This window comes from Stenotrophomonas sp. Steno-Z10-BAI, from assembly GCF_056393115.1.
Genome location: NZ_JBWJOZ010000003.1, coordinates 67,872 through 80,548, shown reverse-complemented (window position 1 = coordinate 80,548; position 12,677 = coordinate 67,872). Strand labels below are relative to the sequence as shown.

At 67.9% G+C, this 12,677-nt stretch carries 12 protein-coding genes, 1 pseudogene and 1 riboswitch; of the genes and pseudogenes, 8 read left to right on the top strand and 5 right to left on the bottom strand.

What is annotated here, in order from left to right; all coding sequences use genetic code 11:
• Window positions 1–15 precede the first annotated feature (15 nt).
• Window positions 16–627, bottom strand: a complete 612-nt coding sequence (locus tag AC06E9_RS09260) for a porin family protein (protein WP_152153068.1) — start codon at window positions 625–627, stop codon at window positions 16–18.
• A gap of 334 nt (window positions 628–961) precedes the next feature.
• On the opposite strand from AC06E9_RS09260, the gene AC06E9_RS09255 reads away from it, so the two are divergent.
• Both AC06E9_RS09255 and AC06E9_RS09250 read left to right on the top strand, forming a co-directional pair.
• The gene (locus AC06E9_RS09255) at window positions 962–1,651 is read left to right on the top strand and encodes a winged helix-turn-helix domain-containing protein (protein ID WP_121042503.1); all 690 of its coding nucleotides are present in this window, start codon (window positions 962–964) and stop codon (window positions 1,649–1,651) included.
• Window positions 1,539–2,882 (top strand): annotated as a pseudogene (locus tag AC06E9_RS09250) (ATP-binding protein); the annotation flags it as partial. The gene AC06E9_RS09255 and the pseudogene AC06E9_RS09250, both read left to right, overlap by 113 nt.
• A gap of 120 nt (window positions 2,883–3,002) precedes the next feature.
• Here AC06E9_RS09250 and AC06E9_RS09245 read toward each other — a convergent pair.
• Window positions 3,003–4,469: a sensor histidine kinase gene (locus AC06E9_RS09245; RefSeq protein ID WP_478055957.1), complete on the bottom strand. Its 1,467-nt coding sequence runs from the start codon at window positions 4,467–4,469 to the stop codon at window positions 3,003–3,005.
• Complete coding sequence (locus tag AC06E9_RS09240; protein WP_282259226.1) at window positions 4,466–5,188, bottom strand: response regulator transcription factor; 723 nt, start codon at window positions 5,186–5,188, stop codon at window positions 4,466–4,468. Before AC06E9_RS09240 ends, AC06E9_RS09245 begins: the two co-directional genes overlap by 4 nt.
• Before the next feature lie 146 nt (window positions 5,189–5,334).
• On the opposite strand from AC06E9_RS09240, the gene msrB reads away from it, so the two are divergent.
• From msrB to AC06E9_RS09220, 4 genes are all read left to right on the top strand, one after another.
• Entirely contained in the window at window positions 5,335–5,841 is a 507-nt protein-coding gene (gene msrB, locus AC06E9_RS09235) for a peptide-methionine (R)-S-oxide reductase MsrB (RefSeq protein WP_121042494.1), read from the top strand.
• Window positions 5,842–5,877: 36 nt separating this feature from the next.
• Window positions 5,878–7,635 (top strand): cytochrome c biogenesis protein DipZ, encoded by a 1,758-nt coding sequence (locus AC06E9_RS09230; protein WP_478055956.1) that lies wholly within the window; start codon window positions 5,878–5,880, stop codon window positions 7,633–7,635.
• A gap of 11 nt (window positions 7,636–7,646) precedes the next feature.
• On the top strand, window positions 7,647–8,390 hold the full coding sequence (gene msrA, locus AC06E9_RS09225) for a peptide-methionine (S)-S-oxide reductase MsrA (protein ID WP_478055955.1): 744 nt from the start codon (window positions 7,647–7,649) through the stop codon (window positions 8,388–8,390).
• Window positions 8,391–8,547: 157 nt separating this feature from the next.
• The gene (locus AC06E9_RS09220) at window positions 8,548–9,978 is read left to right on the top strand and encodes an aminotransferase-like domain-containing protein (protein WP_259462189.1); all 1,431 of its coding nucleotides are present in this window, start codon (window positions 8,548–8,550) and stop codon (window positions 9,976–9,978) included.
• 3 nt (window positions 9,979–9,981) lie between these two features.
• On the opposite strand, the gene bioD is transcribed toward AC06E9_RS09220, so the two are convergent.
• Window positions 9,982–10,665: a dethiobiotin synthase gene (gene bioD / locus AC06E9_RS09215; RefSeq protein WP_121042486.1), complete on the bottom strand. Its 684-nt coding sequence runs from the start codon at window positions 10,663–10,665 to the stop codon at window positions 9,982–9,984.
• Between the two features lie 119 nt (window positions 10,666–10,784).
• Here bioD and AC06E9_RS09210 point away from each other — a divergent pair, with 119 nt between their 5' ends.
• Both AC06E9_RS09210 and AC06E9_RS09205 read left to right on the top strand, forming a co-directional pair.
• The gene (locus AC06E9_RS09210; RefSeq protein ID WP_121042484.1) at window positions 10,785–11,267 is read left to right on the top strand and encodes a GAF domain-containing protein; all 483 of its coding nucleotides are present in this window, start codon (window positions 10,785–10,787) and stop codon (window positions 11,265–11,267) included.
• The gene (locus AC06E9_RS09205) at window positions 11,264–11,635 is read left to right on the top strand and encodes a TfoX/Sxy family protein (RefSeq protein ID WP_121042482.1); all 372 of its coding nucleotides are present in this window, start codon (window positions 11,264–11,266) and stop codon (window positions 11,633–11,635) included. Before AC06E9_RS09210 ends, AC06E9_RS09205 begins: the two co-directional genes overlap by 4 nt.
• A gap of 37 nt (window positions 11,636–11,672) precedes the next feature.
• Here AC06E9_RS09205 and AC06E9_RS09200 read toward each other — a convergent pair whose 3' ends face one another.
• Complete coding sequence (locus tag AC06E9_RS09200; protein ID WP_478055954.1) at window positions 11,673–12,251, bottom strand: histidine phosphatase family protein; 579 nt, start codon at window positions 12,249–12,251, stop codon at window positions 11,673–11,675.
• Window positions 12,252–12,403: 152 nt separating this feature from the next.
• Window positions 12,404–12,635, top strand: a riboswitch (cobalamin riboswitch).
• Window positions 12,636–12,677: the final 42 nt, after the last annotated feature.

Here is a 12,677-nt window from a genome sequence, read left to right as displayed (position 1 = left end):
CGGCGGTCGCTCGAATCAGAAGCGGTAGGACATACCCACGTTCCAGGTGTTCAGGCGCATTTTTTCGTCCCCCGAGGCCTGCGTCACCTTCTTGTTGACCGACTGTGGAATGCTGTACTCCGCACGCACGGCAAGTGCCTCGGTCAGGTACACGTTGGCGCCGACGCTGGGCGTGACGCCGAACTTGCTCTGGCGGATTCGCTTGGTATCGCCCACCGCGTTCTTGGGCGGGGCCAAGCTCTGCTGGCGACTGCCGACCGCTGCCTTGCCGAACACTTCGACACGGTCGCCAATCGGCAGCAATGCAAGCCCGCCGACATTGAGCGAGCGGTTCGTCAGTCGCGACACGTCCTTGCTGCGGCTGTTCTTGAGTGTGTTCTCGAACGAAGCTTCTGCGGCCAGGAATGGCCCGAAGCGATATCCGGCGCCGCTGGCGTAGCTGGTCCCCGAATCGCTCTGCTTGCGCTTTTCACCGGGCACCACGTCCGCTGCAGGGGTCTTCGACTTGACGTGCGTCTTGCCGAGACCACCGTAAACATAGGCACCTTCGCGATCAGGGGAAGAAGCGTGGGCGGTGGTGGCGACCAGGGCGAGCGACAGGGCAATGAGGGAACGCTTGATGTACATGGGTGACTCCGTGGTTGGGAGTACACAGCGTGGATCCCTGCCGGCCGCATGTCAGTGGCGTGCGCGTGTGCCTGTCGAAACCGTTGTCGACTGTGTGTAACCGCGCGTGACAACGTGCAGAATGCGACACTGCAGCAGTGTCCGTCCCGGATCCATCGCCGCACCACTGAAGCTGCTGTATACGCCACGGGCAGTCGTTGTCTGCACCAATTGACGTCCTTTGTTTCAGCGTGGCGGCACCACGGCTCACGAACGGCCCACCGCATTGCGTGTGACGGGCGATGCCTTGCCGTACTGCTTTACGATCGCGTCAGGTCAGGCAGGCGATGCAGCGATGGTCGATATCGTACTGGTGGAGGATGACGAGCGTCTGGGCAGGCTGGTGAGCGGCTATCTGGCCAGACACGGCTATGACGTACTGCATGAACTCACTGGCGAGCGTGCCGTGGAGCGGATTCCTGCGCTGGATCCGGCCGTGGTGCTGCTCGACGTGACCCTGCCGGGCATCGATGGCTTTGCGGTGTGCGCAGCGCTGCGTCCCCGCTATCCCGGCGTGATATGCATGCTGAGCGCCCGTACCGATGATATCGATCAGGTCCTGGGGCTTGAGCTGGGTGCCGACGATTACATCGGCAAGCCGATCGAGCCGCGCGTGCTGCTGGCACGTATCCGTGCGCATCTGCGTCGCGACAGCGGCCAACGACAGACCCGCCCGACACTGTGCTTCGGGCAGCTGCGCATCGAGCGCGATATCCGCGAGGTGACCCTGCAGTCCAAACGCATCGAATTGACGACGGCCGAATTCGATCTCCTGCTGTGCCTGGCCGAGAGCGCCGGAACGATACTCAGCCGGGACGATCTGTTGCGCGACCTGCGCGGCATCGGATTTGACGGACTGGATCGCTCGATCGATGCCCGCATCTCACGGCTGCGCCGCAAGCTCGGCGACCTTGGCGAGGTGCCGGATCGCATCAAAACGATCCGCAGCAAGGGCTATCTGTTCAACCGGGCCGGGTGGGACTGACCCGATGGCGTCCTCTGGTACGGCCATTCACCACGCCGGGCATTTCCGCCTCTTCCTGCGCTATTGCCTGGGCTTCGTACTGGCCTACCTCATCCTTATCGGCTCCGGACTGTACCTATGGGCCGCGCTCACCGAGCAGGGCGAAGACCAGCAGATCCGCACACAGCTGCAAGGCATCCATCATCTCCTGCAGGCTCGCTATGCCGATACCCCGCAGGCGCAATGGCCGCAACTGACCCGGCTGCTGCAGACGCAGTTCGCCTACCCAGTGCGGGTGATACCAATGGCCGAGGCACCGCACACGCTCTATCCCCAATCGCTGCAACATCTCGAACAGGGGGGACTCGTGGTGACCGACGATGCCCATTTCAGCTATCAGCGGCTGCCTGGCTCCAGCGAGGTGCTGGTGCTGGGCGATTTCTCCAAACCCGACAAGGCCGATGTCGCCTGGTACGACAGCCCGAGCGTGGACACGCTGGTAATGGTCGGCATTTTCGTCATCGCCATCGCACTGCCGCTCTATTTTCTGGTGTATCGGCTCTGGCGTGATGTCTATGCGCTGGGCCACATGGCGCTGGCGATACAGCAGGGCGACCTCGCCGTCGGTGCACCGGCGGTCGGCACGCACCTGGTGCGACCCCTGCGCGAAGCATTGTCCAGGATGGCCACCCAACTGCAGGACGTCATGGAAGGGCAGCGGATCCTGTCCCAGGCGGTTGCGCACGAAACCCGCACCCCGCTGGCGCGGATGCGTTTCGCACTGGCCATGATGCAGGTAGGTGACGAGGACCCGGAAGGCACTGAGCTGCTCGAAGGTCTGAAAGCCGATGTCACCCGGTTGGAGCAACTTGCCTCGGCTGGCGTGACCTATGCGCAGTTCGGGCGCAGCCTGCGGATCAGCACCCAACGATTGGAGGTTGCCGAGGTGTTCGACGCGCTCGACCAGCGTCTTCCGCCCGGCGGCAGGGTGCGGCGCCTGCGCTTCCTGCCCTCGCATCAACGCACCCTCGTCGCCAACCGCGATGCGCTGCTGCTGGCACTGGGCAACCTGATCGGCAACGCGTGCCGCCATGCGGCCAGCGAGGTGGTGGTAAGCGCATCCACGGTCGAGCAATGGGTGGTCATCGCCGTGGACGATGACGGACCTGGCGTCGCCCCGGCAGACCGCGAACGCATTTTCCAGCCGTACGTGCAGCTGCAGCGGCACCCCGATGGCTTCGGACTGGGGCTGGCCCTGGTCCATATCATCGCCATCAAACACGGTGGCCGCGCGGACGTCTGCGACTCGGTTCTCGGGCGGTGCAAGGTTCCGGCTATTGCTGCCAGATGCCTGACGCGCTCCCGCGGGCGCTCAGCGCGCGGCCGGCAGCGAGAACACGAACAGCGCCCCCTCGCGACTCTCCAGCAGGCGGATATCGCGCCCATGCAGTTGCAGGATGCGATGCACGATCAGCAGGCCCAGCCCGCCGCTGTCCGGCCGCTGGCTGCCCAGCGCCGGCATGGCGGTGAACAATGTGTCGCGCCGCTCCGGGGCGATGCCCGGACCACTGTCGGCGATGCTGATCTGCACCTCGCCACTGACCGCGCGCAGGGTCACGGCGATACGGCCGCCCTCGGGCGTGTGGCGGATCGCGTTGTCGAGCAGGTTGGTCAGCACCCGCTCGATCAACGCCAGATCCGCGATCACCGGCGGCACGCCCGGCGGAATATCGGCGCTCAACGTCTGCCGACGCGACTGCGCCGCCAGCTCGAACTTCTGGAACACATCCTGCACGAGATCGGGCAGCGAGAAGGTCTGGCGGTCCAGCACCACGCCGCCGTGTTCAAGGCGGGCCAGCTCGAACAGCGCCTGGGCCAGCCGGCCGACCTTGTGGCTCTGCGACAAGGCGATGGAGAGATAGCGCTGGCGCTCCTCGGCGCTGAGCGTGGCGTCCTTGAGCGCCAGGGTTTCCAGATACCCGTGCAGCGACGACAACGGCGTGCGCAGATCGTGCGAGATGTTGGCGACCAGTTCGCGCCGCTGTAGATCCTGCTGGCGCAGCTGTTGCCACTGCTCGCCCAAGCGCTGGGCCATATGCCCGAAGCTGTGCTGCAGGATGGCCAGTTCGTCACGTTCGCCCGGACGCAGCGGCGCCGGGGGCGGCGCGGCATCCGGGGTAGCGCTATCCACATCGAAGGACTGGATGCGCCGGGTCAGCTGGCGCAGCGGGCGGGTCACCCAGCGGAACGCGACCAGGCCAGCCAGCAGCCCCACCACGGCCACGATCGCCAGCGACCACAACGTGGTGCGCAGCGTACTGTTGGCCGCGATATTGGCGGCGAGCGCCTCGCGCTGTTCACCGACCAGCACCACGTAGATGTAGCCCGCCTGATGCCCCTGCACCCACAGCGGCGCCGCGTTGAACACCTTGCGGCCGGTCGCGCTGCGTGGGTCATCGCCGAGGATCGGCAACGGCTCGTCGCGCAGCAGCGCCTGCACAGGCGCCAGATCGACACGGCTGCGCTTGAGGTGACCGTCCGGCGCGTCATGGCCAAGGATGCGGCCCTGGTCATCGAGCAGATACACCTCCACGCTCGGGTTGACCGCCATCAGCTTGCCGAACAAAGCGCGCACTTCACCATTGCGCATGCCGCGACCATCCATCAACTCGCCGCTGCGCGCGATGTGCTCGGCCAGCCCGCGTGAGAGGCGCTGCACGGTTTCCTGTTCATGCACAGTGGTGCTGCGCATCTGGATCCAGACCAGTGCGCCACAGCACAGCAGCAACAGCGCGAAGAACACCGCGGACAGGCGCTGGGACAAGGTGAGGCGGATCATGTGTCTGCCCCCTCGTGGCCATCGACCAGTTTGTAGCCGCGCCCCCACACCGTCTGGATACGCTGCGGGTTGGCCGCATCGCGCTCGATCTTGTTGCGCAGCCGGTTGATGTGGGTGTTGACGGTGTGCTCGTAGCCGTCGTGTTGATAGCCCCAGACCTGGTTGAGCAGGTCCATCCGCGAATAGACCTGGTCCGGATGACGGGCGAAGAAGTACAGCAGGTCGAACTCGCGCGGGGTCAGTTCCAGGGGCCGGCCGTCGACCAGTGCCGTGCGTGCGACCGGGTCGATGCGCAGCCCGGCCACCTCGATCTCGCCGGCGTCGATGCGTGCGTTCTGCGCCATCGCCTCGACACGGCGCAGCAGCGCCTTCACGCGTGCCACCAGTTCCAGCATCGAGAAGGGCTTGGCCAGATAATCGTCCGCACCCAGCTCCAGGCCGAGAATGCGGTGCACTTCACTGGCGCGCGCACTGGTGATGATGATCGGGGTGTAGCGCGTCATCGCCCGGGCACGCTTGCAGATCTCCAGGCCGTCCACGCCGGGCAGCATCAGGTCCAGCACCAGCGCGCTCCACGGCTGCGCCTCCAGCAGGGCCAGGCCCTCATCGCCGGTGGCGGCATGGGTGACCTCATAGCCTTCATCGCGCAGGTGCATGCGCAGCAGGTTGGCGATGTGGACATCGTCTTCGACGATCAGGACACGCTTGGCACTGCTCATCGGCTCAGGGGGCGGCAGGAGGGCATGGCGGCATTGTCGACGGATCGCGACCTGAATGTGTCACGGAAAATTTAACCCTGCGTGAGGATTCGTTGACCGGGCCGGGCGCAGCATGGCCGCATCGTCCCCGTGCCCGGAGATCGGTCATGCGCTTCACACGTCGCAAAGTGCTTGGAATGGGTGGCATGACGGCCGCCGCCGGTCTGTTTGGCCTGACCGCCTGCAGCAACCCTGCCCCGGCGGCGCCCGCCGCACCCGCACGCCAGTTCGAGGTGATGCGCAGCGATGCGCAGTGGCGCGAGCAGCTCACGCCCGCCCAGTACAGCGTGCTGCGGCGGCAGAGTACCGAGCGGCCGTTCAGCAGCCCCCTCAACAAAGAGCATCGGCGTGGCACCTTCAGCTGTGCCGGCTGCGCGCTGCCGTTGTTCTCCTCCTCCACCAAGTTCGACAGCGGCACCGGTTGGCCAAGCTTCTGGGCGCCGCTGCACGATGCCGTCGGCGAAGACCGCGACACCACCCTGGGCATGGTCCGCGTCGAGGCGCACTGCCGGCGCTGCGGTGGTCATCTCGGCCACGTGTTCGATGACGGCCCGCGGCCCACCGGCCTGCGCTACTGCATGAACGGCGTGGCCATGAATTTCGTCGCGGCCTGAGCGCCGCACTCCCCTGCGTCATAGAAGGACCTCTCCATGCTTCTGCTCGTGCTGGCCTACCTCGGTGGCGTGCTCACCATCCTCAGCCCCTGCATCCTGCCGGTGCTGCCGTTCGTGTTCGCCCGCTCGGACCGCCCGTTCCTGCGCAGTGGCCTGCCGCTGCTGATCGGCATGGCGTTGATGTTCGCCGTGGTCGCCAGCCTGGCGGCGGTGAGCAGCCAATGGGTGGCGCAGGCCAACCAGATCGGGCGCTGGATCGCGCTGGTGGTGATGGCAGTGTTCGCGCTGGCGCTGCTGTGGCCGGCGCTGGCCGACCGCCTGCTGTCGCCGTTCCAGCGGCTGGGCGCACGGCTCAGCGCCTCGGCCGATGCGGCCAGTGACGCGGGGCGGGGGGGCGTGGGCACCTCGCTGCTGATCGGCATCGCCACCGGCCTGCTGTGGGCGCCGTGTGCGGGGCCGATCCTCGGCCTGATCCTCACCGGCGCGGCGCTGCAGGGCGCCAGCGTCGGCACCAGCGGGCTGCTGCTGGCCTACGCACTGGGCGCGGCCACCTCGCTGGCCCTGGCGATCTGGATCGGCGGGCGCGTGTTCGCCGCGCTCAAGCGCCGCCTCGGCGTGGGGGAGTGGGTGCGCCGCGGGCTCGGCATCGCCGCGTTGCTGGCGGTGGTCGCCATCGCGATGGGGTGGGATACCGGCGTGCTGACCCGGCTCTCCACGGTCAGCACCGCCAAGCTGGAGCAGGGCCTGCTCGATGTACTTCCGGCGCAGCAGCCCGCGGCCGGTGCGGCGATGATGAGCACCGCCGGTGCCCCTGGGCAGCCGCTGCCGGTGGAAGGCACCCTGCCCTCGCTGGCCGGCGCGACCGGTTGGCTCAACAGCCCGCCGCTGGATGCGCAGGCGTTGCGCGGCAAGGTGGTGCTGGTCGACTTCTGGACCTACTCCTGCATCAACTGCCTGCGCGCGATGCCCTACGTGCGTGAGTGGGCCGAGCGCTATCGCGATCACGGCCTGGTGGTGATCGGCGTGCATGCGCCGGAGTTCGCCTTCGAGCGCAATCTTCCCAACGTGCAGCGGGCGGTAAAGGACCTGAAGGTCACCTACCCGGTCGCGATCGACAACGACTTCGCCATCTGGCGCGGCTTCAACAACAAGTACTGGCCGGCGCACTACTTCATCGATGCGCAGGGCCGGATCCGCGCGCATCACTTCGGCGAGGGCAACTATGCGCAGTCCGAGCAGATCATCCGCCAGCTGCTGCGCGAGGCCGGCAACACCCTGCCCGGTGACGATGCACCGGTAGCGATGACGCTGGACGGCGTGGCGCGCCAGGCCGACATGGGCAACCTCAAATCGCCGGAGACCTACCTCGGCCATGCGCGTGCCGAGAACTTCGCCTCGCCCGGTGGCCTGCACCAGGATAAGCCTGCCGACTACAGCGTGCCTGCCACCCTTCAGCACAACCAGTGGGCCTTGGCCGGGCGCTGGACCGTGGGCAACGAAGACGCCCGGCTGGAGACACGCGGCGGCCGCATCGCCTTCCGCTTCCATGCGCGTGACCTGCACCTGGTGCTGGCGCCGGGCGAGGACGGCAAGCCGGTCCGGTTCCGCGTGCGCATCGATGGGCAGGCACCCGGCGCTGCGGCCGGTGGAGACATCTCCGCCGACGGCGACGGCCGCGTGGATGACAACCGTCTGTATCAGCTGATCCGCCAGTCCGGCGCCGTGCAGGAGCGCACCTTCGAGATCGAGTTCCTCGATCCGGGCGTGCACGCCTACGCCTTTACGTTTGGGTGAGGAGCCATCGCATGAAGATCGCAGTCGACAAACTCCTTGCAGGCGGCATCGCTGTCGCCATCGCGGCACTCACCGCCAGCGTGGTGCTGGGTCTGGATCGACCGGCACACGCCGCCGCAGCCATCACAGCCGCGGCGATGCCGCCACCTGCCGGCAAGGCCGACCTGCGCCAACCCGGTGTGAAGCGTGCACAGGTGGTATTCGCCGGTGGCTGCTTCTGGGGTGTGCAGGGCGTGTTCCAGCACATCAAGGGCGTGGACAACGCGCTCTCCGGCTACATCGGCGGCAGTGCGGCGAATGCCACCTACCCGCGCGTCGGCGGCGGCGGTACCGGCCATGCCGAAGCGGTGCAGGTCACCTACGATCCGGCCCAGGTCAGCTATGGCCAACTGATGCAGGTGTTCTTCTCGGTGGCGCATGATCCGACCCAGCTCAACCGGCAGGGCCCGGACCGAGGCACGCAGTACCGCTCGGCGGTCTATGCCGACGACGCGGCGCAGCGCGATGCCACCCGCGCCTATATCGCCCAGTTGCAGCAGGCCAGGACCTACGCCGCGCCGGTGGTGACCCAGGTCGATGGCGGCAAGCCGTTCTTCGCCGCCGAGGGGTATCACCAGAACTACCTCACGCTGCATCCGGAATCGCTGTACATCCGGATCAACGACCTGCCCAAGGTGGCCGCGCTGAAGCAGCAGTACCCGGCGCTGTACCGCGAGCAGCCGCGCCTGGTGAGCACCACCATTTCGGCGCGCTGATCACGCGGGGAACCAGAAGAAAAGACGCACGGCACACATCGCTCTGCCGTGCGCGAGGGAAGTCATCGAGCCCCATGGTAGGCTGCGTCCCGAGGCGGATACAGATGCAGATGGCTGGCATCCGCACGGTTACAGATACCCGTGGATGCAGATGCCGATGGCGACCAACCTCTACCAGTCCCTGGCCGATGAAATGGCCGATGCGATCCGCAGTGGTCGCTTGCCGGTCGGCACCCGGCTGCCGTCGCTGCGCGGCCTGGCGACACAGCGCAGCCTCAGCCTCAACACAGTGATCGCCGCGTATCGGCAGCTGGAAGATGCCGGGCTGGTGCTGCCGCGGCCCAAGGCGGGCTTCGTGGTGAGCCCGCGCCTGCCCGAACCGACCCAGTCGCTGCGGCAGGCGCCCTCACCACCGACCGCACCCGCGCAGCAGGCGATGATGGCCCGCGTACTGGCCGCACAGCAGCAACCGGACATCGTCGATCTGGCGTTCGCCGGCCCGCGCGGCAAGCGTTTCTATCCCGGTGCCCAGCTGGCACGCACCACCGCGCAGGTACTGCGCCGGGCCGCCACCACGGTGGAGACCTACGCACGTCCCAACGGTGCGGCACGGCTGCTGACGCAGATCGTGCAGCGTGGGCCACGGCTGGGGCTGCACACCACCACGGACCGGCTGGTGCTCACGCATGGCGCGATGGAAGCCCTGCAGCTGGCGCTGCGCGTGGTGACCGAACCCGGCGATGCGGTGGCGATCGAAGCGCCCTCCTACTTCAACATCTACCCGCTGCTGCGCAGCCTGGGCCTGCGCGCGATCGAGCTGCCCACCCATCCGCGCGACGGACTCGATCTGGATGCACTGGAAGCGCTGCTCGCCGCCGGCGGCATCGCCGCGATCATGGCCATGCCGACCGTGCACAATCCGCTCGGCGGCAGCATGCCCGTGCCGAACAAGCAGCGCCTTGCCGCGCTGGTGAACCATTACCAGGTGCCGTTGATCGAAGACGCGGTCTACGCCGAACTGCAGTTCAAGGAACCGCTGGAGCCGTTGGCCAAGAGCTTTGACCGCGATGGCTGGATCATGGTCTGCAGCGGCTTCTCCAAAACGCTGGCGCCGGACTACCGCATCGGCTGGCTCGACGGTGGCCGCTTCGCCGCCGATATCCAGCTGCTGAAGTTCCACTCCTCCGGTGCCGAATCACGCCTGCTCGGCGACGCGGTCGCCGCGTTCCTGGAGGCCGGCAACTACGAGCATCATCTGCGGGGCTTGCGTCGGCTCTACAGCGACCAGGTCAGCCACGTGCGTGGCCTGATCGCGCAGCACTTCCCGCCCGGCACGTCGGCCACCCAGCCGACCGGCGGGTTCCTGCTGTGGGTGGAGCTGCCTGCCGCGATCGATGCCGGGGAGCTGTTCGAGCAGGCCTTGGCCGAGGGCGTGGTGTTCATGCCCGGCCAGGTTTACTCGCGCGGTGCCCGCTACCGGCATTGCCTGCGCCTGTCATGCTGCCAGGAACTCGACGCGCGTTTCCTCCGCGCGATCGCCACGGTCGGCCGGTTGGCGACCGCCCTGCAGACGCGCGCAGGCACCTGACACTCAGAACACCAGCCGGTCCGCCAGGCGGGCCGGGTCCACGCCCGGCGCATACGGCAGGCGCCCCCAACATGGCATCGGCAGCCGCGCGGTGAGCAGTGCGACGTTCTCGTCGCGGCGTGCCATGCTCGGGTCCACGTCGTTGGCAATCCAGCCGATGCAGCGCGCGCCACGGGCCGCGATCGCCTCGGCAGTCAGCCGCGCATGGTTGAGGCAGCCCAGCCGCAGCCCGACCACCATCACCACGGGCAGCGCCAGCGCGTGCACCAGATCACTCTGGTCCAGCCTGGCCGACAGCGGCGCCAGCCAGCCGCCGACGCCCTCGACCACCACCGTGTCCGCGCTGGCGCGCAGGCGCGCGAAGGCGGCCTCGATCGGCGCCAGCGACAGTTGCACGCCAGCCTCCGCCGCGGCGATCTCCGGGGCCAGCGGCTGCTCGAGCGCGAACGGGTTGAGGTCGTCATATGCGGGCATCGGCATGCTGGCGGCCAGCAGGGCCGTGGCGTCCTCGTTGCGCAGGCCCTCGGGCGTGCGCTCGCAGCCACTGGCGACCGGCTTCATGCCCACCGCGGTGCCGCCGTGGCGGCGCAGGGCATGCAGCAGCACACAGCTGCTGAAGGTCTTGCCGATGCCGGTGTCGGTACCGGTGACGAACAGGGCGGCAGGGCGCGGCGCAGGCAGGGGCATGGGGACGACCGGGGGCGGAAACGCGCCATTATCCGCCGTCCCGGCAGCGCTGCGGTGCGGTCCGCTGTGTTCGGCCGGCCCCGGGGGCACCCAACCGCTGCGCTTGGTAGACTGCGGCCATGTTCGATACCTCCACGCTCACCGGCAGCAAGCCGGAACAGTACGGCCAGCTGCTGGCCCAGGCCCGCGCCCTGGTGCACGGCGAGCGCGACCGCATCGCCAATGCGGCCAACCTGTCGGCGCTGGTCTACCACGCCCTGCCGCACCTGAACTGGGTCGGCTTCTATTTCTTCGATGGCAAGGAGCTGGTCGTCGGCCCGTTCCAGGGTCTGCCCGCCTGCGTGCGCATTCCACTCGACAAGGGCGTGTGTGGCGCCGCGGCTTCGCAGCGGGTGACCCAGCGTATCGAAGACGTCGATGCATTCCCGGGCCACATCGCCTGCGACTCGGCCTCGCGCTCGGAACTGGTGGTGCCGTTGGTCCACCACGGCGAGCTGGTCGGCGTGTTCGATCTGGACAGCCCCTCGCTGGCGCGCTTCGATGCCGAGGACCAGGCCGGGCTGGAAGCCATCGCCGCGGTGTTCGTCGAGGCTTTGGGATGAGTGGCGTCAAGCTGCGCAACATCGGCCCGAAGAGCGCAGCATGGCTGCGCCAGGTCGGTCTGCGTACGCCGGAAGATCTGGTGGCGGTCGGCGCGGTCGGTGCCTTCGTCAAAGTGCGCCGCGCCGGCTTCAAGCCCAGCTTGAACCTGCTCTACTCGCTGGAAGGTGCGCTGCAGGACTGCCACTGGCAGGAACTGCCGGAGGCGCGCCGCACCGTGCTGGTGGCCGAGTACGAAGCGATCATCGCCGACCAGCCGCTGAAGAAGGCGCCGCCCGCCTCCGGCCCGGTCTACGACCGCACCGTGGAGCATCGCGACGATGACGGCGACGAAGCGCCGCCGTTCGAGATGGACGATGACAACCGCTGATCCACGGCTACCGACACACCGTCGGTAGCCGCGCGCCTCATACCTGCTGCAGCTCCAGCAGTTCGCCCCACAGCCGGTCGTCCTCGCGCTCCACGCGCAGGCGCAGCCGCGTGCCGTGATCGATGCGCAGCGCCCAGCACATCGCCATCGGCAGGCCGCATACCTGCGACAGCACCATCCGCAGCGGTCCGCCATGGCTGACGATCAGGGTCGGGACCGGCTCGGGCTCATCCAGCAGCCGGTGCAGTCCACGCGCGATGCGGCGCTCGAAGTGGCCCCAGCTTTCGCCATGCGGCGGCGGGTTGGCGTGCGGGTCCAGATGGAACGCTGACAGCGCATCCATCGGCAGCGCCTCCAGCGCGAGCCCGTCCCAGTCGCCGAAATCCAGTTCTTCCCATTCCTCATCGACCTCCACGTCCACCGCGTGGGGCAAGGCCAATGCCTCGGCGGTCAACAGCGCTCGCTGCCGAGGCGAGGACAGCACCCGCTGCCAGGGCAGCCCGGCGTAGCGCGCGCACAGGGCGTCGGTCGCGCCCTCGTGCAGCGGCGGATCGGTGCGGCCATCAAGATGATCGTCGCGGCCCGTGCTGGCGTGGCGGATCAGATCGAGGATCATGCCGCGCCCCGTCTGCTGCCCGCTGCGTCCGGCCGGTGCGGGTCACGGGCGTCGGTGCCGGGGTGCTGCAACCACGTTGGGGTCATGGAGATCACATCGAAAAAGCGAGGCGCATTCTAACCGGTGCGCGCCATGGGCCCGGCGGATGCCTTAGACTGCGCCCACTTTCAGGTGACCTGGGGCTGCAACGCCGCCAGGTTGAAACGGGAAGCCGGTGACGCGTCAGGCCCTGTGCCACGCCGCCACTCCGGCGCTGCCCCCGCAACGGTAAGCGTGGAAACACCAGGCAACACGCCACTGTGCTCCGGCATGGGAAGGCGCCTGGCACGATGGCACCGCCATCGACCCGCGAGCCCGGAGACCGGCCTGGAAGACGACTGGTTGCGATGCGGCGGGCATGGCGGCGGCAAGCTGGCGCCTGCGCGC

Coding starts and splice junctions, on each gene's coding strand:
- AC06E9_RS09260 (WP_152153068.1), bottom strand. CDS start 627: ATGTACATCAAGCGTTCCCTCATTGCCCTGTCGCTCGCCCTGGTCGCC.
- AC06E9_RS09255 (WP_121042503.1), top strand. CDS start 962: ATGGTCGATATCGTACTGGTGGAGGATGACGAGCGTCTGGGCAGGCTG.
- AC06E9_RS09245 (WP_478055957.1), bottom strand. CDS start 4,469: ATGATCCGCCTCACCTTGTCCCAGCGCCTGTCCGCGGTGTTCTTCGCG.
- AC06E9_RS09240 (WP_282259226.1), bottom strand. CDS start 5,188: ATGAGCAGTGCCAAGCGTGTCCTGATCGTCGAAGACGATGTCCACATC.
- msrB (WP_121042494.1), top strand. CDS start 5,335: ATGCGCTTCACACGTCGCAAAGTGCTTGGAATGGGTGGCATGACGGCC.
- AC06E9_RS09230 (WP_478055956.1), top strand. CDS start 5,878: ATGCTTCTGCTCGTGCTGGCCTACCTCGGTGGCGTGCTCACCATCCTC.
- msrA (WP_478055955.1), top strand. CDS start 7,647: ATGAAGATCGCAGTCGACAAACTCCTTGCAGGCGGCATCGCTGTCGCC.
- AC06E9_RS09220 (WP_259462189.1), top strand. CDS start 8,548: ATGGCGACCAACCTCTACCAGTCCCTGGCCGATGAAATGGCCGATGCG.
- bioD (WP_121042486.1), bottom strand. CDS start 10,665: ATGCCCCTGCCTGCGCCGCGCCCTGCCGCCCTGTTCGTCACCGGTACC.
- AC06E9_RS09210 (WP_121042484.1), top strand. CDS start 10,785: ATGTTCGATACCTCCACGCTCACCGGCAGCAAGCCGGAACAGTACGGC.
- AC06E9_RS09205 (WP_121042482.1), top strand. CDS start 11,264: ATGAGTGGCGTCAAGCTGCGCAACATCGGCCCGAAGAGCGCAGCATGG.
- AC06E9_RS09200 (WP_478055954.1), bottom strand. CDS start 12,251: ATGATCCTCGATCTGATCCGCCACGCCAGCACGGGCCGCGACGATCAT.